The organism is uncultured Maricaulis sp. (assembly GCF_963975345.1).
Lineage (GTDB): Bacteria > Pseudomonadota > Alphaproteobacteria > Caulobacterales > Maricaulaceae > Maricaulis.
This window is the reverse complement of sequence record NZ_CAXBGE010000012.1, coordinates 106,694-133,039: the sequence shown is the minus strand read 5'-3', so window position 1 is coordinate 133,039 and position 26,346 is coordinate 106,694. Positions and strand designations below refer to the sequence as shown.

The 26,346-nt window shown below is 61.6% G+C and carries 28 protein-coding genes; 18 read left to right on the top strand and 10 right to left on the bottom strand.

Going from position 1 to position 26,346, the window contains the following annotated elements; translation table 11 throughout:
- The first annotated feature begins 699 nt into the window (after positions 1 to 699).
- Positions 700 to 915: a DUF3185 family protein gene (locus AAC029_RS13555; RefSeq protein ID WP_339748731.1), complete on the top strand. Its 216-nt coding sequence runs from the start codon at positions 700 to 702 to the stop codon at positions 913 to 915.
- Between the two features lie 78 nt (positions 916 to 993).
- Here AAC029_RS13555 and AAC029_RS13550 read toward each other — a convergent pair whose 3' ends face one another.
- Positions 994 to 1,236 (bottom strand): hypothetical protein, encoded by a 243-nt coding sequence (locus AAC029_RS13550; RefSeq protein ID WP_339748729.1) that lies wholly within the window; start codon positions 1,234 to 1,236, stop codon positions 994 to 996.
- Positions 1,237 to 1,410: 174 nt separating this feature from the next.
- On the opposite strand from AAC029_RS13550, the gene AAC029_RS13545 reads away from it, so the two are divergent.
- Together AAC029_RS13545 and AAC029_RS13540 are read left to right on the top strand one after the other, a co-directional pair.
- Positions 1,411 to 3,363: a sulfotransferase gene (locus AAC029_RS13545; RefSeq protein ID WP_339748726.1), complete on the top strand. Its 1,953-nt coding sequence runs from the start codon at positions 1,411 to 1,413 to the stop codon at positions 3,361 to 3,363.
- A gap of 251 nt (positions 3,364 to 3,614) precedes the next feature.
- The gene (locus tag AAC029_RS13540; protein WP_339748724.1) at positions 3,615 to 3,935 is read left to right on the top strand and encodes a hypothetical protein; all 321 of its coding nucleotides are present in this window, start codon (positions 3,615 to 3,617) and stop codon (positions 3,933 to 3,935) included.
- A 68-nt stretch (positions 3,936 to 4,003) separates the two neighbouring features.
- On the opposite strand, the gene AAC029_RS13535 is transcribed toward AAC029_RS13540, so the two are convergent.
- Positions 4,004 to 5,065 carry an SMP-30/gluconolactonase/LRE family protein gene (locus tag AAC029_RS13535; RefSeq protein WP_339748722.1) on the bottom strand — a complete coding sequence of 354 codons (1,062 nt, stop codon included), beginning with the start codon at positions 5,063 to 5,065 and terminating at the stop codon, positions 4,004 to 4,006.
- A 122-nt stretch (positions 5,066 to 5,187) separates the two neighbouring features.
- Between AAC029_RS13535 and ppk2 the strand changes: the two genes are divergently transcribed.
- The 3 genes from ppk2 to AAC029_RS13520 all read left to right on the top strand — a co-directional run bounded on the left by ppk2 (position 5,188) and on the right by AAC029_RS13520 (position 6,936).
- Positions 5,188 to 5,928: a polyphosphate kinase 2 gene (ppk2, locus tag AAC029_RS13530; protein ID WP_339748720.1), complete on the top strand. Its 741-nt coding sequence runs from the start codon at positions 5,188 to 5,190 to the stop codon at positions 5,926 to 5,928.
- A 79-nt stretch (positions 5,929 to 6,007) separates the two neighbouring features.
- Positions 6,008 to 6,325 (top strand): autorepressor SdpR family transcription factor, encoded by a 318-nt coding sequence (locus AAC029_RS13525; protein WP_339748716.1) that lies wholly within the window; start codon positions 6,008 to 6,010, stop codon positions 6,323 to 6,325.
- Positions 6,322 to 6,936: a hypothetical protein gene (locus AAC029_RS13520; RefSeq protein ID WP_339748714.1), complete on the top strand. Its 615-nt coding sequence runs from the start codon at positions 6,322 to 6,324 to the stop codon at positions 6,934 to 6,936. The genes AAC029_RS13525 and AAC029_RS13520 overlap by 4 nt, the downstream gene beginning before the upstream one ends.
- 79 nt (positions 6,937 to 7,015) lie before the next feature.
- Here AAC029_RS13520 and AAC029_RS13515 read toward each other — a convergent pair whose 3' ends face one another.
- Together AAC029_RS13515 and AAC029_RS13510 are read right to left on the bottom strand one after the other, a co-directional pair.
- Positions 7,016 to 7,465, bottom strand: coding sequence for a pre-peptidase C-terminal domain-containing protein (locus tag AAC029_RS13515; RefSeq protein WP_339748712.1), 450 nt, complete (start codon positions 7,463 to 7,465; stop codon positions 7,016 to 7,018).
- Between the two features lie 44 nt (positions 7,466 to 7,509).
- Positions 7,510 to 7,872, bottom strand: coding sequence for a hypothetical protein (locus tag AAC029_RS13510; protein ID WP_339748708.1), 363 nt, complete (start codon positions 7,870 to 7,872; stop codon positions 7,510 to 7,512).
- 218 nt (positions 7,873 to 8,090) lie between these two features.
- Here AAC029_RS13510 and AAC029_RS13505 point away from each other — a divergent pair, with 218 nt between their 5' ends.
- From AAC029_RS13505 to AAC029_RS13485, 5 genes are all read left to right on the top strand, one after another.
- Positions 8,091 to 9,986 (top strand): ATP-binding protein, encoded by a 1,896-nt coding sequence (locus tag AAC029_RS13505; protein ID WP_339748706.1) that lies wholly within the window; start codon positions 8,091 to 8,093, stop codon positions 9,984 to 9,986.
- Complete coding sequence (locus tag AAC029_RS13500; protein WP_339748703.1) at positions 9,983 to 10,627, top strand: response regulator transcription factor; 645 nt, start codon at positions 9,983 to 9,985, stop codon at positions 10,625 to 10,627. The genes AAC029_RS13505 and AAC029_RS13500 overlap by 4 nt, the downstream gene beginning before the upstream one ends.
- A 727-nt stretch (positions 10,628 to 11,354) precedes the next feature.
- Positions 11,355 to 12,605 carry a TolC family protein gene (locus AAC029_RS13495; protein WP_339748700.1) on the top strand — a complete coding sequence of 417 codons (1,251 nt, stop codon included), beginning with the start codon at positions 11,355 to 11,357 and terminating at the stop codon, positions 12,603 to 12,605.
- Positions 12,602 to 14,104 carry an efflux RND transporter periplasmic adaptor subunit gene (locus AAC029_RS13490; protein ID WP_339748698.1) on the top strand — a complete coding sequence of 501 codons (1,503 nt, stop codon included), beginning with the start codon at positions 12,602 to 12,604 and terminating at the stop codon, positions 14,102 to 14,104. The genes AAC029_RS13495 and AAC029_RS13490 overlap by 4 nt, the downstream gene beginning before the upstream one ends.
- A complete protein-coding gene (locus AAC029_RS13485) occupies positions 14,101 to 17,262 on the top strand; it encodes an efflux RND transporter permease subunit (protein WP_339748696.1) in 3,162 nt (1,053 codons plus the stop codon). The genes AAC029_RS13490 and AAC029_RS13485 overlap by 4 nt, the downstream gene beginning before the upstream one ends.
- A gap of 505 nt (positions 17,263 to 17,767) precedes the next feature.
- On the opposite strand, the gene AAC029_RS13480 is transcribed toward AAC029_RS13485, so the two are convergent.
- From AAC029_RS13480 to AAC029_RS13460, 5 genes are all read right to left on the bottom strand, one after another.
- The gene (locus tag AAC029_RS13480; protein WP_339748694.1) at positions 17,768 to 18,121 is read right to left on the bottom strand and encodes a hypothetical protein; all 354 of its coding nucleotides are present in this window, start codon (positions 18,119 to 18,121) and stop codon (positions 17,768 to 17,770) included.
- 14 nt (positions 18,122 to 18,135) lie between these two features.
- Positions 18,136 to 19,254 (bottom strand): porin, encoded by a 1,119-nt coding sequence (locus AAC029_RS13475; RefSeq protein ID WP_339748691.1) that lies wholly within the window; start codon positions 19,252 to 19,254, stop codon positions 18,136 to 18,138.
- 103 nt (positions 19,255 to 19,357) lie between these two features.
- Positions 19,358 to 19,810, bottom strand: a complete 453-nt coding sequence (locus tag AAC029_RS13470) for a pseudoazurin (protein WP_339748688.1) — start codon at positions 19,808 to 19,810, stop codon at positions 19,358 to 19,360.
- Positions 19,811 to 20,116: 306 nt separating this feature from the next.
- Positions 20,117 to 20,569, bottom strand: a complete 453-nt coding sequence (locus AAC029_RS13465) for a DUF411 domain-containing protein (protein WP_339748686.1) — start codon at positions 20,567 to 20,569, stop codon at positions 20,117 to 20,119.
- Between the two features lies 1 nt (position 20,570).
- On the bottom strand, positions 20,571 to 21,770 hold the full coding sequence (locus AAC029_RS13460) for an acyltransferase (protein WP_339748684.1): 1,200 nt from the start codon (positions 21,768 to 21,770) through the stop codon (positions 20,571 to 20,573).
- A 251-nt stretch (positions 21,771 to 22,021) separates the two neighbouring features.
- Between AAC029_RS13460 and AAC029_RS13455 the strand changes: the two genes are divergently transcribed.
- From AAC029_RS13455 to AAC029_RS13430, 6 genes are all read left to right on the top strand, one after another.
- Positions 22,022 to 22,870 carry a DUF2231 domain-containing protein gene (locus AAC029_RS13455; protein ID WP_339748682.1) on the top strand — a complete coding sequence of 283 codons (849 nt, stop codon included), beginning with the start codon at positions 22,022 to 22,024 and terminating at the stop codon, positions 22,868 to 22,870.
- Positions 22,867 to 23,313 (top strand): nuclear transport factor 2 family protein, encoded by a 447-nt coding sequence (locus AAC029_RS13450; protein ID WP_339748679.1) that lies wholly within the window; start codon positions 22,867 to 22,869, stop codon positions 23,311 to 23,313. The genes AAC029_RS13455 and AAC029_RS13450 overlap by 4 nt, the downstream gene beginning before the upstream one ends.
- A 14-nt stretch (positions 23,314 to 23,327) precedes the next feature.
- The gene (locus AAC029_RS13445; protein WP_339748677.1) at positions 23,328 to 23,648 is read left to right on the top strand and encodes a hypothetical protein; all 321 of its coding nucleotides are present in this window, start codon (positions 23,328 to 23,330) and stop codon (positions 23,646 to 23,648) included.
- Positions 23,648 to 24,079: a periplasmic heavy metal sensor gene (locus AAC029_RS13440; protein ID WP_339748674.1), complete on the top strand. Its 432-nt coding sequence runs from the start codon at positions 23,648 to 23,650 to the stop codon at positions 24,077 to 24,079. The genes AAC029_RS13445 and AAC029_RS13440 overlap by 1 nt, the downstream gene beginning before the upstream one ends.
- Entirely contained in the window at positions 24,066 to 24,638 is a 573-nt protein-coding gene (locus AAC029_RS13435; RefSeq protein WP_339748672.1) for an RNA polymerase sigma factor, read from the top strand. The genes AAC029_RS13440 and AAC029_RS13435 overlap by 14 nt, the downstream gene beginning before the upstream one ends.
- An 89-nt stretch (positions 24,639 to 24,727) precedes the next feature.
- The gene (locus AAC029_RS13430) at positions 24,728 to 25,114 is read left to right on the top strand and encodes a hypothetical protein (protein WP_339748670.1); all 387 of its coding nucleotides are present in this window, start codon (positions 24,728 to 24,730) and stop codon (positions 25,112 to 25,114) included.
- An 88-nt stretch (positions 25,115 to 25,202) separates the two neighbouring features.
- On the opposite strand, the gene AAC029_RS13425 is transcribed toward AAC029_RS13430, so the two are convergent.
- Positions 25,203 to 25,472 (bottom strand): DUF5676 family membrane protein, encoded by a 270-nt coding sequence (locus tag AAC029_RS13425; RefSeq protein ID WP_339748668.1) that lies wholly within the window; start codon positions 25,470 to 25,472, stop codon positions 25,203 to 25,205.
- A 210-nt stretch (positions 25,473 to 25,682) separates the two neighbouring features.
- On the opposite strand from AAC029_RS13425, the gene AAC029_RS13420 reads away from it, so the two are divergent.
- On the top strand, positions 25,683 to 26,261 hold the full coding sequence (locus tag AAC029_RS13420) for a DNA-3-methyladenine glycosylase I (RefSeq protein ID WP_339748665.1): 579 nt from the start codon (positions 25,683 to 25,685) through the stop codon (positions 26,259 to 26,261).
- Positions 26,262 to 26,346: the final 85 nt, after the last annotated feature.

The following is a 26,346-nucleotide window of genomic DNA, read 5'->3' as shown; positions in this document are numbered from 1 at the left end:
TTTAGTGCCGTCAGACCTTAATGGACGCCCTGCCAGCGCTCGGGATGTCACCCCTCTGCCCGGACAGGCTGCACGCTCCCGACCGCCGCAAATGACTGAGCTCGTGCCTCCCGTGCGACCGGAACGCTGCAAGCATACGCGCAGGTGGAGGGGGTGGGGATAAGATCCCTCAAAATTCGTCATCCTGACCCCCGCCTGCGCGGGGGTAAACTCCAGTCGAGACCTCCACTTCATAGGCTCCGCACCTGTCACGTCGAGGTCCCGGCGTTCGCCGGGGTGACGTGGGATAATCGTGAAGGGGCGGGGATAAGTCATGTCGGCGAGGGGACAGGCGGGCCACAAAAACACCCCACCTTCATCCCACGGTGCTTGGCCGCGCCAGCGCGGCTGAGTGTCCGGGGGACCCTAGCGATCCGGTGGTAAGCACGTGCCGCAATCGCTGATCACTAACGTCACCGCTGAGGTCCCCCGGACGCGCTTCGCGCACCGTGGGATGACGGTGAGTTTATTGGAAGAGGCGAGGGACAGGGCGCTGTGGAGCGGCAAGTCACCCAGACTCTGTCGCCACAATCTTGTTAATTGTCTGGTGCAACTAAACGAAAAAGTGTACTGTAATCGTGGCTTGTCTGTTTAGCCGCATCCGGATGCCCGGAACTATTGCGGCGGCAGAATGCTCAATCACGAGAGAGAACCCGACCGATGACGCAATCAAAAGTGTTTGGATTTATTGCTTTGGCGATTGGTATCGTCCTGTTGATTTTTGCTGTGCAGGGGACGAACGCCCCGGCTGATCAAATCACCGAAGCGCTGACCGGCCGATATACCGACCGCACCATGTTCTATATGATCGGCGGCATTGCAGCCAGCCTTGGCGGCCTGTTCCTGCTGGTATTCGGCGATCGTATCAAAAAATAGCGAATAGCCGCCTTGCAGTCTGCTGCGCGCCAGAATTGACCGAATCTTCGGCAATTCGGTGCGCAGTCGACGGACAGATCACGGCGTCCCAAACCCGCCCGTCATCAGGAAAAATGCGACCAGCCGGATCACCGCCGTCGCGCCCGCTGTGACCCATAATCGCCGACCTGACAGCCAGCCCGCGAGCGCGCCGGCGAGGGCGCAGGCGGCGGAAACGGCGATGAAACCTTGCAGGTTGAACACGTTGAGAACCAGCCAGAACAGGCCGGAAAGCCCGTAGGACACAGCAGCGGCCAGCAATAGGTGACGCAGGACGTTCATCGGCAGCTCCTCGCAAATCCAGAGATGATTAGTGTCCCGCTCGGGCCGGGGCGTCAAATCGGCAGCGAAAACCGGGGCCCGGCGATCCATCACGTTCAGCCCAGTTCCCGGCTTGCCCCGGCAGCGGCATCGCGGCTATCTGGTCATCAGGACCGATCTTGCCCGAGGATGCCCATGACTGAAACTGCGGCTCAAATCATGCGCCAGGGCAGTGATCTGCTCGCGGCGGGGGCGCAGGACGATGCCTGTACCGCATTCTGCCGTGCGCTCGATCTCGAACCACAATTGGCCGTTGCCCACTATCATCTCGGTGCGGTGTTGTTATTCACCGGGCGTTCCGGCGACGCCTTGCCGGCGTTGATGAGCGCGGTGATGTTGCAGCCGGGCAATGCCGGTTTCACCATCGCCCTGGCGCGGGCGCTGCTGGAGAGTGGCGAGCGCGAGCGGGCGGCCAGCCTGTTGGTCAAGGCCTGTGGCTCGCAGCCGAATGATGCGGCGTTGCGCGCGGCGGCAGCACAATGTCCGCCGGGGCATTCTGCACCGGCCAATCTGGACGGTTTCACCAGCCGGGTCAGCGCTGCTGAAGGCAATGCCCTGTTCGCCGGGGCTGCGGCCGCGCTCGAAGCTGGCCGTTTCGATCAAGCGCTGGCTCAAGCCGGGGAACTCGTCTGGATCGCGCCGCAATCGGTGGCCGTCTGGACATTGCTGGTCGCGGCCGCCCGGGCCTGTGGCCGTGCAGGCTATGCCGAAATCTGCGCGCGCCGCGCCTTGGCGATCACGCCGTCGGATGCGCAATGCCGGGCGCTGCTGGCCGAGCTCGTGGGCAATGCCGAGGGGCGGACGGACGAGGCCGATCGGCTCTGGAATGCCGCATTGAGGCTTGATCCGGTCAATCCGGATCTGATTGTCAGGGCTGCCGCCTTTTACGACAAACAGCTTGATCCGGCCGCCCTGCTGAACCTGCTTGAGACGGCGCGCGGCGCTGGCGCTGATTTTGACCGGGCCGATCTGCTCGATTCCCAGGCGCGGGCCTTGCTGCGGGTTGGAAGACTGGACGAGGCGCAGGCCAGTATCACACGCGCCCTCGCCAAGCCCGGTGAGCCGGACCAGATACGCAGCCGCCAATTCACGCTCGGGGCGATCGAGGACAAACGCGGTTACCATTTTGAAGCGTATGCCGCCTTTGAGGCGGGCAATCGGCTGCGTGAAGTGGTGTGGGAGGCCGAAGGGCCATGTGATCACACCATGATCACCCGGCGGATCGAGAGCCTGCACCGGCGTTTGCGTGCCGAGATCGCATCGGGCCGGAATGCCGTTGCGGATGCGGCAGCCGGACCGGCCAATATCGCCTTCCTCGTTGGCTTCCCGCGTTCAGGCACCACCTTGCTCGACACGATATTGCGCTCGCACTCACGGGTGCGGATCGTTGAGGAACAGAAAGTACTCATCAACGCCCTGCGCAGTGTCGCCGGCGGGATGAGTGGCGACGAGTCCAACTTCACCGAGGCATGGCTCGACCAGCTCGATGCGAGCGATCCGGGCACATTGCGCACCGCCTATCTCGAGCAGATGGCCGGTTTTGCCGACGACCCGCTCTCAGACGAGCGCGTCTATATCGACAAGCTTCCGCTGAATATGAACTGGGCTCCAATGATCAACCGGATCCTGCCGCGCGCGACTTTCATCCTGGCCCGGCGGCATCCGTTTGATGTCGCGATCAGCAATCTGGCCCAGGACTACAAGCCCAATAACGCCATGCTCAACATGACCAGTCTTGAGCGGATAGATCGGCTCTATGACGGCAGTTTCGCGCTATGGCAGGACTTCGTCGACTGGCGCAAACCGCGTGTCGAGACTGTGGCCTATGAGGATTTGCTCGACGATCTTGAGGGCGTGGTCAGTCGCGTCATGCAAGGTCTGGGGCTGGAGTGGGAAGAGGCTCAGGCCCGCTTCTTTGAAACGGCTCGCAAGCGCGGTCGGATCAACACGCCCAGCGCCAACCAGGTCACGCAGGAACTCTATTCCAGCGCGAAACAGCGATGGCGCAATTACGCTTTTGCGTTCGATGGCGCAGAAACGGCGGCGTTGAGGGATTGGGCTCTGCGTCAAGGCTGTGACGACGAATGAGCCCAGGTCGGACGGCGCGGCGGCACCCGTGCCGGTGAGCTGAAGGTTACAAAAATGACATCGACCTGCGCCATAATATCGCCCTGATTCCGACAGAATGCTCGCCGCGCATCCCGGTTCTGAGACCGGCTTGCCGACGCCTGGGGCACAGGCGTTTCAACTCTGTCTTGGCGACCGGCGCACTATCGTGTCGCGGATCGTGAGTGTGCCCTTTCGGGGCCGTCGCCCCTTGGTCATTCAGGAGAAGTATCATGAAATCGTTTGTTTTTGCGGTGATGGCTACCGCAGGCATGGGTTTGCTTGGAGGGGCCGCGCTCGCGCAGGGCAAGGATGATTCCGCAAATGCGACGCCCGCACCGACGATGGTGGAGTGCCAGCATCTGCACGACCGGGTGCTGGGCGGTCTGGCGCCTAATGATGTCACCGGCCGCGCCGCGGCGCTGGAAGCGCTCGACGATGCCACCGGCGTCGAGATGAAGGTCTGCCTCGCCATGATGGAGCCGCCCAGCGAGCAAGCTTCCACCTCTGGCAAATCAGGCGATGCGTCTGCGACAAATTCGGTGCATCACTAGGCAACCAGCAGGGCGCAACAAGACGGTCCCGCTCTGGCGGGGCCGCGTTGTGCTGACGGTTTGAAAGCCTATTCGCTCTCGCCGCTGCCCGGTGCGGCAAACACCGTCATGCCGTCGCGATCAAGCCCGGCCGTCCACAACTCGCCATTCCACACCAGCGCGGTTGTCGTCCCCTCTTGGGCTTCGACGGGGCCGGTGAGACCATAGACAGCGTGGCCGTCACGATCGACAGCAATGGCCATGGCGGGCCGGTCGGGCAGGGGCGGAAGCCCGGCAATCTGTAACCAGCGCCAGACCAGGCGTTTGACGAAGGGCTGTGCGTGCAGCGCCTCCAGATCGGGTGATCGCAAGGAGGGCATGGCGGCCCAGATCAGCCCGGTCGCGTTGTCGAATTCAAGATTGTCCGGATAGCCGGGCAAGCCTTCGATCAGCACACTCATTTCGCCGCTATCGGGATCGAGGCGCCAGATGCGACCGGTCCAGGTTTCATTGATATAGACCAGCCCGGTTGCCGGATCATGGTCGACCCCATTGATAAAGCCCAGCCCGCCTGCGAGCTCGGTGAAATCGCCAGGGCCTGTGACCAGCAGGATGCGCCCGGTCTGTTCCGACTCGAGGAAGGATTCCAAGTGGTGGCCATAGGGATGGCGTAGCGAGGCGTCGGTCATCACGATGCGGCCGTCGGCGAGCACCGTCAGGTCGTCGGGGAAAACCAGCGGTCCGTCGGGCGCGGCGCCGATCCAGACATCCCAGCCTTCGCTGGTCTGGTGCAAGAGGCCGCGCAGCGCGTCGGCGACGAAGAGCGATCCGTCCGGCGCGAAGGACAGGCCGAGCGGCCGGCCGCCGGTATTGGCAAACTCCACCCAGTCACCGCCGGCCTCATGCACCATGATCCGGCCATCGGCGAGGCTGGCATACAGGCGGCCATCAGGGCCGGGCTCGAGATCTTCGGCGCCATGCAGATCGGCGCGTTCGGTGCGCAATGGTTGCTGGATCGGGTCGAACAGCGGCTGCAGCGCCGGGTCAGCTGGTGCATTGACCAGCCGCATCGCATTGATCGAGCCTGGACCCCAGGCCGCGAGCGAAACAAGAGCGGCGAGAACCGCGACTGTAATGACGATCCAACGCATGATTATTCCCCCAAAAGCGCCAGCAAAATGACGCGAATTTCGCGCATAGGCAATGATTTTGGAAAACTTGAGCCGATGCGGCATTATTGCGTCGGTCCCGCAGGCATGGAGCGCTCCGTACAATGTCCGTTGATTACAAGTCCCGCCTGCGTGAGCTCCAGATCCAGTTGGTGATGCTGCAGCGGCATCTCATCGCCAGCGACCAACGCCTGCTGGTTTTGATCGAGGGCCGCGATGCAGCCGGCAAAGACGGTTTGATCAAACGCATCACCCGCCATATGAGCCCGCGCGAGACGCGGGTCGTGGCGTTGGGCAAGCCGTCTGACCGCGACCGTTCGAGTTGGTATTTCCAGCGCCACGTGCCGCATCTGCCGGCCAATGGCGAGTTCGTGCTGTTCAACCGCTCTTGGTACAATCGGGCCGGGGTCGAGTGGGTGATGGGGTTTTGCAGCGAAACGGAATACGAGGGCTTCTTCCGTGACGTGCTCACCTTCGAGCGCCTGCTGGTGTCCTCGGGCACAACGGTGCTGAAATACTATCTCGATATTTCCTATTCCGAGCAGGCCGAGCGTCTTGCCGAACGCAAGACCAGTCCGCTCACGTCCTGGAAGATCAGCCCGATCGATGCCGTCGCGCTGGAAAAGTTCGACGATTATTCGCGCGCCCGTGACCGCATGCTCGCCGAGACGGGTTCGGAGGATCTGCCTTGGCGCGTCGTCGCTGCCGATAGCAAGAAGCGGACTCGGTTGGCGGTGATCGCCGATATCCTGCGGTCGGTGGATTGCCCGCACTTTACCCCGCCAGAGCCGGGCGAGGGCGCTCCGGTACTGCATCGAACTGGCTCGGGCAAACACCTGTCCTGACAGGCAAAAGTGGCTCAGTCGGGCGCGAAGCAGCATTTTTTACTTGCATTCATTTTGATAATCAGCGAAATATCGAATCATGAACAACGCCTTTAAAGCCCTGTCCGACCCAACCCGACGCCGTGTGCTGGAATTGCTCAAGCGAGGTCCGCTGAGCGCCGGTGAGTTGGCGGATCAGTTCGAAGTGTCGAAATCGACCATGTCGGCGCATTTCGCGATCCTGCGTGAAGCCGGTCTGGTGGTTTCGGAAAAGCACGGCAAATCAGTCGTGTATCAATTGCAGCTGTCGGTGCTGGAAGACGCCTTGCTGGGATTTGCACGCCTGTTCGGCTGGGAAATGACCCTGAAATCCGAGCCCGCCTCAGCGCTGGGCGTAAAGAAGGAAACAGAAATATGACCGCCGATAACAAGACATCCCGACACCGCATCAGTGCAGTGTTGATACTCATTTCGATCGTCGCTGTGCTGGGGATAGCGCTGGCTGGTGAGTTTGAGCTGATCGATCGTAATCTTGCCAAGCGTGGCGTTGGCGCATCGCTCGCGCTGCTGCTGCTCCTGCTCGGCAATCAATTGCCCAAACTGGTGCTGCCGCTGGCAGCGCGGGCTGAGAATTCGGCCCCGGTTCTGGCGGCTGAACGCTTTGCAGCCACGGTGCTGGTTGGTGCCGGTCTGGCCGCTTTGGCGGTTTGGATCTGGTGGCCAGCCGAGCAAATGATGCCGGTTGCCGGTGCCATCGTATTGGCAGGCTTTGGCCTGGCAGCGGCCAATTGGACGCGAGTCTTGCTGGCCAATGGCGGTGCCGTTCGGGGTGTATCGAACGAGCGGTTCGGCTCCAAGTCACGGTTGACGCTGCTGATGATGTTGCATGCACTCTTATGGGTGGCGGTGATTTTTCTGGCCGACACAATTTGGGGTGATGTGGTTTCCCAGTGGCTGGTATTGCCCTTCGTCCTCATCAACGGCTTGCTGGCGGTTCTCTATCAACGCCGCTTCAAACGGCAAGACTAAAAGACCTGCGATCTGGCGGCCGGCTGCCCGTGAGCAAGCCAGGTGCCGCCAGATCGCGTCCCCCCTGGGACTGGTGTGATTATTGTCGGCCGAGTTCCGAGATCGAGAGCGTTGACTGGGCATATTCACCATTCTGGTAAGAGCCGACCCAAACATTATAGGTGCCCGATTGCGGGTTTCCGATGGTGACGATCGGGTTGAGACCATTACCGCTATCATCATCGCAATACAGATTGCCATTAGGGGCCCGCACCATCAGCGTGGTGTCGGAATTTGAAGTCGAAGAAAAACTCAAATTGAATGTGCCCGCGACGTAGTGGACCTGATAATCCATATTGTTGGCGATCCAGCCACGACAGCCGGACGCGATGGACGACGCATCGAGTACTCCGCCAGAGGTTATTGAGACCCGGAATGGGTCCGGCGTGAACCCGGCGCGAAGATTGACGGCGCCGAAGGTCGCTGGCTGAGCTAGGGCGGCGGCTGTTGTCAGACAGGCCAGGGCGGCGGCGGTGAGGGAAGCTTTCATGGGATATCCTTTCTGAAACGATGGGTGGATGCGTGGGCAGCCGATCAACCGGTCACGGTGTAGATCATGCCGCCACCGGCTCGGACCTGCAGGTCCTGGCGCGCCTCTTGCCCGGCCAGTCCGGCGAGGACCGCCCAGCAGCCCGCTCCGACGCGGAAGGTGTAGCTTTGGCCAGGCCGGATACGGACGCCGTTGGGCAGGCGGTTGAGGCCATAGGAAGGGGCGCTGCAGCGGGCGAGCAGGACCGAGGTCAGGGCATAGCCGGACCGGTTCACGACCTGGATGACGCCGGTCTGTTCGCCTTCACGGACAAGCGGTCCGCCGGTGACGAAATTATCGACGACGCTGCTGCAGCCCGTCAGGGTGATGGCGATGCCCATCAGTGCGGCCCGGAGTGCGAGTTTCATGCTTGCCCCTTTCGATTGGCCCTGCCGTGTTCACCTTGGGAGTTCACGCTTGGCTGGGACGGTTATCCTGATATTTGTACTGAGTTAATCCGCGCGGCTCCGGTGCCGCCATCCCCTGTTCCGGGGAGTTCGCCGGAGTGGTTGGCACGGGTAAGGATGGCCTTGGACGCAAGGCTTGGCCGAAGCGTCGTGCGGGTTCGGCAGGAGACGAGACGGAGATGAGTGAGCCGGGGGATAGTGCGACAGGCCGCCGACTGGCCGCCGGCGTGGAGCGGGTTCGCTTCAATACGCCGAGCGCGCGGCTGGCCGGCATCGTGCTGTTCGCGCTGGCGATGGCTGCGGTGACATTCCGTCTGGCGCTCGGATCCGACCCTGTGACCCCCCTGGCGCTGATCTTCTGGGTCCAGTTGGCTGTCGGCCTTGGGGCGATGACGATCTCCGGTTGGGTCTGGGCGCTGCGGCCGCGTGAGCTGGCGACGCGCCTGTTCGCTCTGAGCGGTCTGGCGACCCTGATCTTCACCTTGGCGGCGGCGAGCCGTTCGGGCGCCGTGATCGAACCGCGCAGCCTTGCGGTGTTCCTGATGTGGCTCAATGCCGGCGGCGCGACCCTGTTTGGCGCAGCGATGATCGTGCTGTTTCTGGTCTATCCGGTCCGCTTGCCGAATTGGCGATCGCTGGCGCTGGTCAGCAGCGTTGGCTTTGCGCTCTGGACAGTCGCGACCCTGCTGGGCCGGATGCCCGCCTGGTCTTCGGTTCACCTGATCACCTTGGTGGAGATGGGTGGGATTTTCCTGGCCGTTGCGGCTCAATTCCTTGCGACGGCAAAGGCACCGAAAGACCGCGCTGTCGCGATCTGGTTCGGGCTTTCAGTGCTGTTCGGGGCGGGTGGATTTATCGGCTTGATCGCCCTGCCGGCCGTGCTGGGACATCCGGCACCGATCAAGGCCGGTTATGCCTTCGCCTGTTTCCTCCTGATCTATATCGGCGTCGCGGCCGGTCTGCGGCAATACCGGCTGTTCGAACTGGGTGAGTGGGCGTTTCGCATCCTGTTCTATGTCGTCGGTACGCTGATCCTGGTGGCGCTCGATGCGGCGCTGGTCGGTCTGCTCTCGCTGCGCCCGGGCCCGGCGATCGGGATTTCCCTGCTGGTCGTCGGTTTTCTCTATCTGCCGCTGCGCGATGCCGTCGCGCGGCGCTTCGTGCCGCAGCCCGGCTTGAGCGAACAGGAACTCTTCCACGCCGTCGTGGATCTCGCCTTTCAGACTTCGCTGCGTGAGCGCGCCGGGCAATGGCGCCAACTGGTCACCCGGCTGTTCGACCCGCTCGATTGCCACGGGACAGACGAGGCGGTGGCCGAACCGGCCATTCGTGAGGACGGGATTGAACTCGTCTTGCCGCCGATCGGCGATATCTCGGCTCTGAGCCTGCGCTATCCCTGGGCCGGCCGGGCCCTGTTCGGCCCCTCCCACGTCAAAACCGCCCAGCGTCTGGTGCAAATGATGGCGCATGCCGATGCCAGCCGGGATGCCTATGATCGCGGCGTCACCGAGGAGCGGACCCGGATTGCGCGCGACATGCATGACAATATCGGCGCCCAATTGCTGGGCGCCCTGCACAGCCGTGACGACGACCGCAAGAATTCGATGATCCGCGAAACCCTGACCGATCTGCGCGATATCATCAATGACGCCTCAGGCGGCACCCGCTCGCTCGATGAAACCCTGGCCGATTTGCGCCTTGAGACCGCCGAGCGTCTCGCCTCGGTCGGGATCGCGCTGGAATGGGTCAATGAGGCGGGCGATCTGGCGGGCCTGCCGCCGCAAGCCGGCCATGCCTTGCGCTCCCTGCTGCGCGAGGCCGCGAGCAATGTTCTCAAGCATTCCGGCGCCAGCGTGATGCGGGTCGAGATCCGCTATGATGGCAACCGGGCCGAGCTGGTGATCGAGGATGATGGATCGGGCTTCGATCCGGCGGATCGGACCGGCGGCAACGGGTTGGCCAATATGCAGGGCCGGCTTGCCGGGCTGGATGGGCGTCTCGAGATCCTCCCCTCCGCCGCGGGCACGCGGCTGGCCGCCAGCTTTCCGCTGCCGCGTCGAGGAGCAGTCGCATGAACCGGATTTTGATCGTCGAAGATGTCGGCGAGACGCGCAAATGGCTGTGCGAGATTGCACGGGCCGCCTTTCCGGCCTGCGAAATCAGCGAGGCAGCGACGATGCGTGCTGGCCTCCAGGCCGCCGCCGAGGCGGATTATGATCTGGCACTGATCGATCTTGGTCTGCCCGACGGGTCCGGGCTGGAAGTCCTGCGCTGTCTGTGCCGGGTCTGTCCGACGGCGGTCCCGATTGTCACCACCGTGATGGGCGATGATGCTTCAATCGTGGCAGCCCTGTCGGCGGGGGCTCAAGGCTATTTGCTGAAGGAGAATCCGGCCGAACTGTTGACGCGGCAATTGCTGCAACTGGCCGAGGGCCTGCCCGCGATTTCGCCTTCGGTGGCGCGCCGGATCATGGCGCATTTCCGCCTGACCGGTCCCGCCGCCAATCCCGATGAGGGCCTGACGGCGCGCGAACGCGATGTGTTGGCGCTGATCGGGCGCGGCCTGCGCAATAGCGATGTCGCAGCCGATCTCGGTGTCGCCGAAAGCACGGTCGCCAGTCATATCAAGTCGATCTACCGCAAGCTGGGCATCTCCTCGCGCGCCGAAGCCTCTTGGCACGCCACCCGGATGGGCCTGACGCCCGGATCAAGCTGAGGCCGACGCCTCAGCGCACAATGGCCTTCAGTTTGGCATGGCGCGGCAGGACGTTGCGTGGTCGTTGGCCGTCTCCGTTCATTTCCTGCGGTACGGGGCTAGGGTTATTCCGTTGAAACCGTGACGGGAATAGGTGGAGCGTGTCACCCATTCACCGAGTCGCTTGGCAGGGCGGTGCGACGATACGCCGAATTGCAAAAAATTGAGGGATAGGGTTCTTGACCGTGTAATCTCGATAGCTGGCCTCGTTGACGGGGTTCGATAGGCAGTAGCAAACATGTTCGCAACAAAGCACAGACAGGGCAGCTGGACGAGGAGCGTAGTCACGCTTCTTGCCGCCTTGGCTGTGGCTTGGGCGATGTTGGCCGGGTCTTCACTGGCGTCAATTCCCGACGATTCCTGCGCCGGCATTCAGGCGTGCTGCCCTCATGCCACCGGCGCGGATGGGCAGGCCACGCACGGTGCCATGCAAATGGACCATCCCTGCGATAGCGATATGAATTGCCCCTCGCCCGATTGCGCCATGATGACCGGTTCCATAGTGGCAGGTACCCTTGAAGGTGCTCAGCTGGTCCGTCCCGACCCAGGCCTCGAAGCCCGGAGCCGGGCGATCTCCAGCCGTCCGCACAGTTTCGCGCTCCCGATACCCAAACAGCCGCCAAAACTCTGACGACAAGCACCGCCATCGCGCGGGTTTTCGTGTTGTTTCAGAGAATTGGAGGCGTTGATGCGCTCTTCTGTACTGGCCCGCCTGGCCGTGACGGCGCTCATATTGAGCACCGCCGGCCTTGCCCAAGCCCAAGACTACCCCTTGTCATTGCCCGAAGCCGTGCTGCTGGCCAGTCAGGCCGAAGAGCCGTCTGTCGAGGTCTGGCGCGCCCGTGCCGAAGCGCTCGACAGCCAGGGTATCGCCGACGCGGCACTACCTGATCCGACGCTAAGGGTCGGGTTGGCCAATATGCGCCTGAGCGATTTCGACCCCAATCGTGAGGGGATGACACAGACCCAGGTCAGTATTCGCCAGATGTTTCCACGCGGCGACACACAACGCCTGTCGCGGGAAATTCGCGAGTGGGAAGCGCGTTCGGCTCGCGCTGCGATGGCGCTGGAAAGCCGGCGTATCCGATTGAGCGTGCGCGAAGCCTGGTTGGAGCTATATTACCTGGACCGGGCGGCGACCCTGATCGAAGAACGCCGGACCACAGTGGCGCAACTGGGCGAGATCGCGTCGGCCAGCTTTGCCGCCGGAAATCGCAACAGTCATGACGTGATCCGGATTGACCTTGAGCTCCAGACGCTGACGACGCGCTTGGTCGAGATTGAGCGCAATCGCGAGGTCGCGCGAGCGGCGTTGGGACGTTATCTCGGCGATACGGTCGCTGCCCGCTCGTTGACGCCGCAATGGCCAGTCTTGCCGGCACCCGATGAGCCTGACGCCATGCGGGCACAATTGGTGCGCCATCCGTCTATCGCCATAATCGACGCGCGCATTTCAGCGCGCGATCGCGGCGTCGAGCTGGCGCAACAGCGCTACCGGCCCGGTTTTTCGCTCGAAGCCGGCTACGGCCTGCGCGACAGCCGTTCCGATCTGGCCTCCGTCGCTGTTGGCGTTGAAATTCCCCTGTTCGGGCACAGCGGTCAGGATGCCGGTGTCGCTTCGGCGCGCAGCCAGCGTGAGGCAGAGGTGCTCAACCGTGATACGGCGCTGCTGGAGATGAGCCGCGAATTGACAGCGAGCCATGCCAGCTTTCAGCGATTGACCGAGAATGTCGTGCTCTACCGGACGGATGTATTGCCGCGCTCGCGCGAGACGGAACAGGCTGTTCTGCTCGCCTACGGCAATGAGCGTGCTGACTTCGCCGAACTGGTCCGCGCTGAACTTGCCCTGCTCGATACCGAGCTTGCCCTTTACCGAACCCAGGTCGATGCCCTGAAAGCTCAGGCCCGGCTCATGTTTCTCGTCGGAGATCCCTCATGAATATCCGTAATCCGTTCGCCGCTCTGGGCTTGTTGCTCGTCGGCCTCGTTGCAGGCCTGGGCCTGATGGCCGTGTTCAATCCCGGGGGCGGTCAATCGGGCTCGGCGGACGCTCCGCGTGTGCTCTACTGGGCTGCCCCTATGGATCCGAGTTTTCGCAGCGATAACCCCGGCAAATCGCCGATGGGCATGGATCTGGTCCCTGTCTATGAGAGCGATGACACGGCCCCGGCTGATGGTGCCATCCGCATCAACCCGGTCGTTGAAAACAATATTGGCGTGCGCACGGATGTTGTCGTTCGCGGCAGTTTCAACCGCACTCTCTCCACAGTGGGTTATGTCAGACCGGTCGATGGTCTGACCTCGATGATTGATGTCCGCGCCGAAGGCTGGATCGAGAGCCTGCCGGTGTCTGCCATCGGTGACCCGGTGACGCGCGGACAGGTCGTGCTTGAACTCTATTCCCCGGCTATTGCAACGGCACAGGCCGAATACCTTCAGGCTGTACAGATCGGGCGCGACTCCCTGAGGCAGGCTGCAAGGTCGCGCCTGGTCTCTCTGGGCATGGACTCTGACCAGATCACCCAACTGGCGCGGCGCGGCATTGCCGGTCGCACGGTGGCTATTCGTGCGCAGCAAGACGGCACTGTTATCGCCATTGGCATCCGCAATGGGGCTTTTGTCCGGCCCGGCGGCCAGCTGATGACGATCAGCGATCTGGAAACCGTGTGGGTGATCGCGGACGTCTTTGAGGACGACGCACAACGCGTCAGCGCCGGCGATCACGCTCGACTGGAGACGCGCTCTTTGCCGGGCCGGGAATGGGTCGGTGAGGTCGAATATGTCTACCCGACGGTGAACCCGCAGACCCGCTCAGTGCCTGTCCGAATCCGGCTCGACAATGCCGACGGTGCTTTGCGTCCCGACATGTATCTCAATATCGCGATCGAGACCGAACCGCGCGCCGATGTCCTGCAAATCCCGCTTGAGGCGGTGATCCGGACTGGCCGTTCCGAACGGGTCATTCTGGCCGAAGGTGACGGGCATTATCGTCCCGCCAGCATCATGACCGGCGCCGAATCCGGCGGCATGGTGGAAGTACTTTCCGGTCTTGCCGCCGGCGAGCGGATCGTGGTGTCGAGCCAGTTCCTGCTCGATTCTGAAGCGAGCATTCAGGGCGCGATGCTCCGGATGAGCCCTCCAGGCGAGGTGATACATGAACCCGTCCTGGTGGCTGACGCGGCGCCCATCGCTGTCCGCGCAAGCGGCACTGTCATCTCGCTCATGTCCGGTCACAGCATGATCGAGATCGAACACCCGGCTATCTCCGAGCTGGATCGTCCGGCTGGAACGACGATGTTTAACGCCCTTGCTGATGTTGATCTGTCAGAGATCGAGCCGGGACAGAGCGTTGATTTTGAACTCATCGAAGTCGAAGCATCCGGCTGGCAGCTGGCCGCTATCGAGGCTCACACTGCAATTGAAGGAGAGCGGCCATGATCGCGTCCCTCATTCGATGGTCGATCACCAACCGGATCATCGTGCTCATTCTCGCTGTTTTGCTGGCCGGGTTTGGCACGTATTCGCTATCACGCACGCCGCTGGATGCGATCCCGGACCTCTCTGATGTCCAGGTCATCATCAAGACCACCTATCCCGGGCAATCGCCACAGGTGGTGGAGGACCAGGTCACTTACCCATTGACGACCGCGATGCTCGCCGTGCCCGGCGCGGTGACGGTGCGGGGCTACTCCTTCTTCAATGACAGCTATGTCTACATCATCTTCGAGGACGGAACGGATCTCTACTGGGCCCGTTCGCGCGTGCTCGAATATCTCAGTCAAGTCGCGCCGCGCTTGCCCGCAAGCGCCTCGCCGGAGTTGGGCCCTGACGCCACCGGGGTTGGCTGGATTTATCAGTATGCGTTGGTCGACCGGACCGGCCAGCACGATCTGGCGCAATTGCGCTCGATCCAGGACTGGTTTTTGAAATTCGAACTGCAAACGATTGAGGGCGTTTCGGAAGTCGCCAGTATTGGCGGCATGGTGCGGCAATACCAGGTGGTGGCCGATCCCGACCGCCTGCGCGCCTATGGCATCCCATTGTCGCATCTGCGCACGGCGATTCAGCGCGGCAACCAGGAAAGCGGCGGCCGCGTCATCGAGATGGCGGAAGCCGAGTACATGGTGCGTGCCTCGGGCTATATCGAAGGGATAGACGATCTCAGGGCGATCCCGGTCGGGTTGAGCGATGCTGGCACGCCGATCCTTCTCTCCGACGTTGCGGACATTCGTATCGGGCCTGAATTGCGGCGCGGACTCGGTGAGCTGAATGGTGAAGGCGAGGCTGTCGGCGGGGTCATCATCATGCGCTATGGTGAGAACGCGCAGGCGACCATTGAACGGGTCGAGCACCGGCTGGACGAATTGCGTGCCTCGCTGCCTGACGGCGTCGAAATTGTCACCACCTATAACCGGGCGGGCCTTATTGATCGGGCTGTTGAATCCCTGAGCGAAAAGCTGATCGAGGAATTTATCGTCGTTGCGCTGGTGTGCGTGATCTTCCTGTTCCACATTCGCTCTTCGCTGGTGGTCGTGTTCAGCCTGCCGCTCGGTGTATTGGCTGCCTTTGCGGTGATGAACGCCCAAGGCATCAACGCCAATATCATGTCGCTCGGAGGTATCGCGATCGCCGTCGGCGCGATGGTCGATGCAGCGATCGTGATGATCGAAAACCTGCACAAGCATATCGAGCGAGAACCGCTAACGCCGGAGAACCGATGGCGCATTGTTGGCGACGCCGCGGCCGAAGTCGGTCCGGCGCTGTTCTTTTCGCTCCTGATCATCACCTTCAGCTTTGTGCCGATCTTTGCCCTGGAAGCCCAGGAGGGGCGGATGTTTCATCCGCTCGCTTTCACCAAAACCTATGCGATGGCGGCGGCGGCGGGTCTATCGGTCACGCTGGTCCCCGTGCTGATGGGGTTCTTCATTCGCGGCAAGATCACGCCGGAGCACAAGAATCCGGTTAACCGGATTTTGATCGCCGGTTATCGCCCTTTCATCAAGCTGGTTCTGGGCCATCCCTGGGCGATGATCGGTCTGGCCGTGTTGGTGCTGGCCAGTTCGGCGGTGCCATTGTCGCGCATGGGCAGCGAATTCATGCCTGACCTCGACGAGGGTGACATTCTCTACATGCCCAGTGCCTACCCCGCCGCCTCGGCGGGCCGGATGGCCGAAATCCTGCAGCAGACCAACCGGCTGATCATGACGGTTCCCGAGGTGTTGACGGTTTACGGCAAGGCTGGCCGCGCCGACACGGCCACCGATCCGGCACCGATGTCGATGATCGAAAGCACGATCCAGTTGCGTCCGCGCGATGAATGGCGCCCCGGTGTCACGATGGACGATATTCGTGCGGAACTGAACTCACTCGTCGATATCCCCAGCCTGACGAATGCGTGGGTGATGCCGATCCGGGCCCGCATCGACATGCTGGCAACGGGGATAAAGACGCCCGTCGGGATCAAGATCGCCGGGCCCGATCTGGCCGTTATCGCCGAAATCGGAGAGCGGATCGAAGACATTATCGGCGGCGTTCCCGGTACTGCCTCGGTCTATGCCGAGCGGGTCACCGGCGGACGCTTTGTAGATATCGATCTCAATCGGCTTGAGGCCGCCCGCTTTGGCCTCAATGTCGCCGATGTCCATGATGTCATCCGCACCGCGATTGGTGGCATGACGGTGACCGAGAGTGTCGAGGGGCAGGAGCGTTATCCGGTCAATATTCGCTATCCGAGCGATTATCGGGGATCGCCTGAGCAACTCAGGTCCTTGCCGGTGATCACCCCGGCCGGGGCCCAGATTCCGCTCGGACGTATCGCTGACATTTCGATCGGTGCGGGGCCCGGTGTCATCCGCAGCGAGAATGCGCGGCTGAATGGTTGGGTTTATGTCGATATCGCCGGTGTCGATATCGGCACCTATGTCGCCAATGCCCAACGCACACTATCGGATCAGCTGGAATTGCCACCCGGTTATTCGATCCGCTGGTCAGGACAGTATGAGTTCATGGAGCGTGCGAAGGCAAAGCTCGCCGTGGTGGTTCCTGTGACACTGATCATCATCGTGTTGCTCTTGTTCTTGAATTTCCGCCGCATCATTCCCGTCCTGCTGATTATTGGCACCCTCCCGTTGGCATTGGTCGGTGGCATCTGGCTGCTCGACCTGCTCGGCTACAACATGTCGGTGGCTGTCGGGGTGGGGTTCATTGCCTTGGCCGGAGTCTCGGTGGAGATCGGGGTGTTGATGATCCTCTACCTTGAACACGCGCTGGCCGACCGCCGGAAGTTGGCTACCGACGAGGGGCGGGCGTTGAACCCCGCTGATCTGACAGGGGCCGTGATCGAGGGTGCCCTGCTGCGTGTGCGTCCGATCATGATGACCGTCGCCGTGATCATCGCCGGCCTGCTGCCGATCATGATTGGCAGTGGCACCGGTTCCGAAGTGATGCGCCGCATCGCAGCGCCGATGGTCGGCGGCATGATCAGCGCAACCGTGCTGACCCTGCTGGTGATCCCGGCGGCCTTCCTGATCTGGCAGTCAATCGTTCTGCGCCGGCAGCAGCGACAGCTGCCCGAACGCCTGCCAAGTGAGGGCTAGAGGAAAGACGGAGCCTGGATGAAATCGGGACCATCACAATCCGTCGCGGCGCCTCAGCGTCATTGATTGTGATGGTCCCGATCAGCCTGTCTGGTACGCAGAAACCGTATCGGGATCTGCGGTACAGCCGGTTCATGAAGCGACCGTCCACGTCTTCTCCAGTGATTTCTTCCGGTGCGGCAACCACCTTGGCGGCGGACGCGGTGCCTGATTGTTTCTCAGGCGGTTGCGCCCGTGCCGGTTGACCTGCGGCAGGGTCCGCGGGGCCAAAATAGTCGCGCCCCTCACAGCCCCGATAGCGGTTGGTACATCCCGTCCGGCGGGGTCTACCCCCTGCCTTGCAGCAGTGAATACTCATCTGGATGGCTTATGAAGCCCTTGAAGAGCCACACATTCACGCCGGGCGCTTCGTGAACCCAAAAAAAACGGGCGCCGAAGCGCCCGTCAGGCTGGATGTCACTGTGTCGAAGCCCGCCGGCCCATAGCGGCTTCGCGGGACACCGACTTAGTCGGGGTTGGTCGTGGCGGGGGGCGAATCCACCGCGTTATTGTCCTCGTAGGGTTCCGAGCTCATCATCAGGAAGGCCTTGATGTCCTCGGCAACGTCGCCGGGGATATTGGCCCGAACCCGCATATGATTGACCGTCATGTCCCATTCCGCAGGACTGAGCTCAGTCGGGGAGCGCATATTGTGGCAGTTGCTACAGGTGTTGGCCCAGGCTTCGGCGCCACGCCCGATCTGGTCGGCGTATGCATCCTCGGCCGCTTGCGCTGCGGCGTCGGGAGCTTGCTGTGCCAGGGCAGCAGAAGCGCCGCCAGTGGCCAGAATCGCGCTTGCGATAATCAGTGTTCTGAACATTGTCTTCTCCATCTCTAGAAGCCGTAGGCCATTTGGACCAACAACCGCGTTTCCTCGCTCACATCGCCAGGCATCCGCGCCGTGAACTCACGGCGTTGCAGTACGGTTTTGGCCACCAGGCTCGGCGCGAACCAGTAATTGACCCCAACGTCCCACCGACGCTGTGCGTGCATGGCGAGGTCGTCATTTCCGACGATGTCGTATTCGCCATAGCGCAGGGTCGGCTCGAGATTGGCCATTGCCGGAAACTCGGCCGTGCCCGACAGGCGATAAGCCATCTGGAGATACCAGGCCGTGCTTTCCAGAGTCGGGAAGGCTTCAACGGCGACAGCGCCGGCGACGGCGGTGTTGATCGGGTCACGACGGCTGTCAATATACTCACCGCGTATGTCCCAAGCTCCGCCGGTATAGGCGAAATCGGCTCCCCACTGGATCAGATCAGCTTCGGTCGGATCGAGCAGGCTCGGCCCGGCCTCAGACTCCAGCCCCAGCACCTTGGCCGTCAGAAACGATGCACCGATCTCGAGATCCGGGATAACCCGCAGACCAAACCGGCCGGAAATAGCCTTGTTGTCATTGTCATCGCCATCATAGGCAGTGAGCTCTGTATCTGCCTCCTCGCCAACCCGCGGACCATTGCCGACGGCAACCGCGTAGGTGAAGGTTCCGGGGTTCAGATTGAATGCGCCGCGCACCTGGACACCGGTCTCAGACGCAGGCTGGATTCCACCGTGAGCAAAGCCGGCCGGCATGTCAGCCATGCGGTTGATCCATGACGGATGCAACCGTTCCATAAACTGGCCGAACGGGCTGAGAAATTGCCCGACAACGATCACGGCATTCGGATGGACCAGGAAATCGGCCTGCGCATATTCCAACCCGGTGGTGGTTCCGCCATCGGCGTTTTCAATCTCGAGTTCCGCCTCGAACAGGACGAAATCCTGATACTGGAACTGGAAGATCGGGTTGAACCGGATCGACGAGAATTCCGACGATGTGGTCACCCCATTGTCGAGATAGGTGAAGTTCGCATCTGCAAAGCCGGTCACGCGGAAGTTGGTATCCGGACCGTTGTCGGCGAGCACCGGCGCGGCGCCCGCGAGAACCAGGCAGCCGGCTGCGGCTGTCGTCATCAACCTTGCCAGAAGGCCGGGTCTTTTTGTCTTGAAACAAGTCATGTAAATCCCCTTTCAATTGGGTGCGCGGCCTCGCTTCCAGAACGAGTGAACGCACAGATCAGTTGTTTTCGCTTTCGGCGATGAGCGCCGCCATCCGGCGGCGGGCGAGCCCCGGGTGCCGGACCGCGGCGGCGGCGGCCCCATTGACGGATGTCCCGTCGCCGACCTCGATCAGCGCGACCATGCCGGCGGCATAATGCGGTGAACAGCGAACGCCGTAGATGCCGGCCTGGTCGAAGGTCGCGGTGACGGCCTGGCTCAGTTGGCCCGAGAACGGTGTCGCACCATCCGGCAGCATGCCGGGAATTGTCTCGGCGTTATGGCTGGGATTGGTCGGCAAAAATGTGACCGTATCGCCGGGAGCGATCTGCAGGAAAGCAGGAACGAAGACCATATTCCCGTCGGCACCGCGATTGAGCATCTGAATTTCATGATCTTCGGCCCACGCGCCACCCGCACTCATCAGGCTGATCGTTCCGGCGACTAAGGCTGCTTTTACAAAGGCTTTCATTCGGGTCTCTCCTTTTCCATAAACTATTTATGGTTTAGTCCCCGACGGTGTGATGATCAACGCCTGAGAGCCCGTTTGAACCGCGTCATGCTGTCGCATTAAAATTTCACTGCTGCGACATAATGCGCAACAAAATGCCGAAAATTGCGCAAGGAAGATCACAATGCTGACGCATTGTGCGAGTGGAGGGTATTTTATTTATCAAGTTTTCCGAGCGTCGACAGGTGGGTAGACGAGGGTGACCGACATGCCGCAATCAGGTCCCGCTACTTCGATATCTCATGGGGCGAAGAGCAATTCTTGCCGTCAGCCGTATTGCGCAAAGGCGGCCCTGCCGGCATCGCCGAAGGACCAGACCGTATAGGCCTGCGAGTAGCCGGGAACTTCCATTCCCGGCGAGCCGGCCGGCATGCCCGGTACTGCAAGGCCGCGAATGGTCGGTCGCTCAGCCAACATGCGGGTAATTTCCGCAGCCGGGACATGACCCTCCACGACGTAGTTTTCGACGATGGCGGTGTGACACGACCACATCTCCTGGGGCACCGTGAGGCGTTGCTTGATCACCGTCATATCGTCCAGGTCATGTGGCTCTACTTCGAACCCGCTCTCGCGCAAATGCGCGATCCAGGCATTACAGCACCCACAGGTGGGGGATTTATAGACCAGGACTGACGGGTTGGCCTGTGCGGAGCATGCGATCAAACCCGGACTGCCGGCGAACACGATCCCGCCCAAAAGCGCTTGTCGACGATTGATCATTTTACTCTCCCTTGGCGGTTGAGGCCGCCGTCTTGTATCGGACCCATATCGATTGTAGCCAGCATCCGAACGCCGCCTTGTGCGCCAGACTGGGTTTTTCGACCCAACTCCAGGACAGCGCAGCGATGATAACCGTTGCCGGCAGCGAGATCAGGCCAATCAGCAGCGGCGTTGCCGACGGGTTGAAGAACAGCACGGTCTGCATGACGGGATAATGCCAGATATAGATCCCATAGGACCAGTCAGGGATGTGCGACGCTGTTGGCAGTCCGCCCAAGCGGGCAAAGGCGATCCAAAACAGGGTCGATGCAATCGCGATATTCATGAACAATTCTGCCCAAGCCGCGTCACCGGAAAGGAACCAGAGCGGGAGCGCAACACCCGCTATCACCGGAACCAGCGGCAAGTGATCACGCCATCCGTAAACGACCATTCCGAGCGTGAAGGCAGTCGAAAGGCGTGCGGCGCTCATGATCACGGCCGGTGCATCGACCCAGAAAAGGGCGAGGCCCAGAAACGCGGTTGAGGTAATCGCGAACAGAAGCAGATGCGACCATTTCCCCCAAGGGATGGGGGTGAAAAATACGACAGCGGCGGCAAGATAAGCGACCACCTCATACCGCAGCGTCCACAGCGTAGCGGAAAACTCGCCGGCCCGAGGCAGGTCAGCGTAAATCCCCGCCGGGCCGTGCTCTGTATCGAGGAAACCCAACACCTGAACCGGATACAGCCAAGTTTGCGGGGTCGTCCAATAGTCGGCCGCGCCGAGGCTGGTGACAACCGGGCCAATAATGAAGACCGCCGTCAGCGAAAGCGCGGCCAGGGCGGGCAGGATCCGAAGCGCGCGTGACGCTGCATAAGTGAAAACATCGGCCCGGCGCTCCAGACTGTCAGTGATCAAGAAGCCGCTGAGTATGAAAAACGCATTCACCGCCGCGTAGCTGAGCGACCAACCGTTGAGAGCGAGCGGGGGCGGTATATCCGGCATACGGGTCACGATGATAGCGTGCTCAACCAGCACCGCTGCGGCCAGCGCAAGGCGCAGGGAGGTCAGCCGATTATCGCGGCCGGAAAAGGCTTGGCCGATGGTTTTCAGTTTTAGGATCGACCGGTCCTCCAGGATATCTCTTGTGTTACGCAGCCAACCGCTTGTCCCCTCATCATGAGACCGACGCGCTGAAATTGCTCCAGCCCATATCAACCCGATTCGGTTTTTCGGCGGGGTCTATGCGAGACGCCCGGCCTTGGCTGGAAGCGGGTCGGTCGATGAGTCTAACCGCAGGCAAGACATCCCCTGACAACATTTTGGTTGATCATGCCGGGGTGGCTGGACCCTGCCGTGGGACTGGCTGGCCTGAGTGTTGTTCGGCTGAGCTGACTCTGCTGCGCTCATCTTGAGGGGTGCGGCGAAATGGCGCGTAATACCCCCGCGATCTTCTGGAGGAATGGATCATGTCCGCAATACGCGTTTTGATGTTGAGCTTGGCAACAGCCAGTTTGGCGTTGGCAGCAACTGAACCGGCATGGGCGCACCCGCCCGAGGAACACGCAGGCGCCGCGACTGCCGCCGAGGCGGTCGCTGCACCGGAACAAATCCCCGAAGCGGAGGTTGATGCGTCGCACCATGACCTCGTTGCGCCGCATGATCACGACGCGGCCTCTGCGCACCAGCCGGGTAGCGTAACTCCTGCCGCTGGCCATCATGACGAGGCCGTGCCGCATGAGCATGGTGCCGAGGCGGCTGAGGACCATCATGACGAGGCCCTGCCGCACGAGCATGGTGGTGAAGGCGAGGAAGGCCATCACGGCGGCGCCGGGCATAGTCACTGGGGTGATAATGGTGCCAATACGCCGCTTGAAAAATCGATAGAAAGCTTGGGTGTCTACCATCCGCTCCTGGTGCATTTCCCGATCGCCCTGATCCTGGCGGCTGCATTGGCCCAAGCGCTCAATCTGGCTGGTGTGCGCGTCACCAATGCCGACACGGTTCGGTTTCTGGTCTGGACCGGCGCGCTTGGCGGCTTGGCTGCCGGCCTGTTAGGCTGGGCCCATGCCGGACCGATGGCGAGCGACGAGGCCGGTATCATGCTGGCGCATCGCTGGATCGGTTCATCGCTGGCGGTGGGACTGTTTGGCGTTGTGGCGGCCGTAGAGTGGCACCGGAAGAGCGCAAGCGGGCTTTCAGGTTTCGTGATGAATTTGAGCCTGTTTGCGGCTGCAGCAGCGGTGGCAATCAATGGTTTTCTTGGCGGTTCACTGGCGCATGGCGGCATGAACCATTTGATGGGAATGGGATCATGAACACGTATAAAATCTTGGCAGCCAGTGCGGTCGTCTTGTTCAGTGCCGGAATCGCTTCGGCCGATGAACCGGCAGACATCAGTGCCGTGCTTGAATCCTATTCAATCGCACTGGCCGATGAGGACGTTATGGCGGCGCAGGACTGGGTTCTCGCCGAGGGCGACGTCTTCACGATATTCGAGGGCTCAGGTGTCAATATTGGTTGGGCTGATTATCGCGACCATCATCTTGCGCCGGAGTTCGCCTCCGAGGACGTCAGCTTCCAAGTCTATGACTGGTCGGGCTATTCGGTTGAGGTGGATCATGACCTGGCGGTCGCGACCTTCGATATTCGTATGGAATATACGATGCGCGGTGAAGAACGCACGCGCGACGGTCACGGCACAGCGGTGTTGACCCGCACGGAGGCCGGCTGGCGCATCCGGCATCTGCACACCTCCTGAAGAAAGGGTGTCTCATGGATGACAATGATCTCGACCGGCTCCTTCGTGGGCTGAAAGACAAGCCCGCGCTGGAGCAAACGGGCGCGTTCGAAGCCGGGGTCTGGGACAGGATCCGGCGGAATGCGAACGGGCTGCAACGCCTGACGGCCAGCTGGAGCATACTGGCGCCCGCGATCGCTTGGCGGGCGGCGCCTGCGGCACTGGCGCTGGTGATTGGCGGCATTTCGGGGGCCGCGATATCGGCACCGCACGTGCATGATGAATTGGATGTATTTCGGGCGAACTCGTCCTATTTGATAGCCTCGAAACTTGATCCACGGGAGGACCGGCACTGATGCTTCGCACCGGACTTGTCGCAACAGTTCTGGGTCTGTTGGGCGGCTTCCTCGGTGTTTGGCTGGGGTTGACCTTCCTCGCGGGTGGCCCCGCAGTCGAGACCAATTTCCATGACCTCGTGCATGAAGACCTCGTCCTGACCCAACACCAGGAAGCGGCGATTGCCATGCTGGAACGCGAGTTTGCGACTCAACGCGCCAATGACGAAGCCCGAATGAGCAGCGCGCGCCACGTTCTCGCCGAAACCTTGCTGCGAGATCAGGCGCTCTCCGCTGACGTCACGCGCGCTGCGGCGGACATTCATCAGGCGATGGGTGATTTACAATTGGAAACCCTGAGCCACATCCTGGCCATGCGCGCCGAACTCGACCCCGACCAACGCGTCGAGTTCGACCGGCATTTGGCGCGAGCGCTAGATGCCGCGGACTGAAAGCCGCGATGATGCGGTGCCGAGCGATGCCGAGCTGGTGATCCGGGCCCGATCCGGCAACGAGCCGGCCTTCGGCCAGTTGATCTGCCGCCATCAGGACTCGATTTTTCGCTTTCTCTCGCACCAGATTCACGATCGCGCCGATGCCTCTGATGTCGCCCAAGAGACATTTGTCGCGCTGTTCCGGTCTCTCCACCGCTTCGATACCGGACGCCCCTTTCTGGCGTGGGCCTTTGTCATTGCCAGAAACAAGGCGCGCGACCATCACCGCCGCCGCGTCGCGCTGCGCTGGATCGGCATTGACGACCAGTTGGACCGGATGGCCTCGCCAACACCGGATCCAGAGCGTGAAGTCGCGGATCGGGAGGCGCTGTCACAAGTCGAGCTCTTGATCCGGGCCCTCCCTGAGGGGCTTCGAACCCCCTTGCTGCTTTCCGCCATCGAGGGCTTGTCGCATGAGGAGATCGGCGCGGTAATGTCCTTGTCGACCAAAGCGGTGGAAGTGCGCATCTATCGCGCCCGCAAGGCTCTAAAGGAGCAGCTCTCGCGTGAGGGCTGAGATGGTTTCAAACGTAAACCTATCATCGTGTGAGCGGCCTTGAAGTTGTCACGACAGGGCAAGCCATATTTGATCCAAGGAGAGAAACCATGAAGCCGATCATCTTGACGTTAATTGCCTCAGCCAGCCTGGGTGTGCTGGGTGGTAGCGCCTGGGCTCAGGAGCATGACCACGGCGCCATGAACGAGGAGTCGGCCAGCTCCGCCCCAACGATGGAAGATTGCCGGGCCATGCATCATCAAATGATGGAGGGCGGCGCCACCGCCGACACCGCCACTGATGCGCCGGCCATGGCCGGCATGTCCGATGCGATGCGCGAACGCATGACACAGTGCCATGCCATGATGGAAGAAGCCCATGGCGAGGATGCCGACGCGATGGGTCACGACCATGCCGGCGCGATGTATCAGCATGAGCCTGCCACGAGCGAGGATGAGGCCGGACACGAGCACGGCGAGGATTCCCAGCCGCACTAGGCTGGCCAATTCGATTCCTGAGGGCGGTGCTGGCGCGACCCGTGCCGCCCTTAATCTATCAGCCTCGAACCTTCCCGACTGCGGCCAGTCAGCGATGAAACAGCCGGTGGAGCGGAACGTACAGGACCGCTATGTACCAGCCGTAGAGATATGAGCCGATGGCACCGAACAGGGCCCCTTGCGGTGTCAGCCACTCGAAGCCGGGCAGAAGCGGAGCCCAAGCTTGGTGCATGTGAAACCGTTCCGGCGCGATCAGGCCGAGGATTATACAGAGCAGATAGGTGACCAGCAGGAAGCTGGACAGCGTTAGGCCTAGCGGCACAATGCGCGGCCCCTGCGGTGATGATTGCGCACTCATTTCACGATCCTCTCATCCTTGCACACAATAGCTACGCTCGAGATGTGAGTCCCCCTCACTTTTGCGAAGACTGGCCGCTGTGTCAGAATGAATTTCGTTCACGCTGCGGCAGATTCTGGAGTGGTGTTCGGGGCGCACATATTCTGGCGCGGCGCACGCGTCGATTCCCGATGCAGTGCGCCACAGAAAAAAAAAGGACGTCCGGACATCATGCAACGCTGCGCCTGGGTCAACAGCCCCGATCCAATCTATGCCGAGTATCACGACACCGAGTGGGGTGTGCCGGAATATGATAGCCGGGCGTTGTGGGAAAAACTGATGCTGGATGGTTTCCAAGCTGGCCTCGCCTGGATCACCATATTGCGCAAGCGCGAGACGATGCGCGCGGCCTTCCACGGTTTCGACCCGGATATCATTGCCCGTTATACCGATGCCGACCGCGCGCGCCTGCTCGCCGATCCCGGCATTATTCGCTCCAAGCTGAAAGTTGAAGCGGCGATCACGAACGCCCAAGCCTATCTGGATATGCGTGATCGCGGCGAGGACTTCTCGGACTATCTCTGGGGCTATGTCGAGGGCGTCCCGGTACAGAACGCCTTCACCGAACTGTCCGGTTTGCCGACCCAGACACCCGTCAGTCAGGCACTTTCCAAGGACCTCAAGAAACGCGGATTCAAATTTGTCGGACCGGTGATTGTGTACGCTTTTATGGAGGCGGTTGGGCTGGTCAATGACCACGAAATTTCCTGCCCGAGGCATGCGGTCGTGAGCGCCATGGTTCGGCGTTGATCCTGCTCGGGGACGGACATGGACGATGGGCGCCGCTGGTCAAGCCTGGTTGGGCTTGCGGTCAATTTGGTGTGTTTGAACTGAT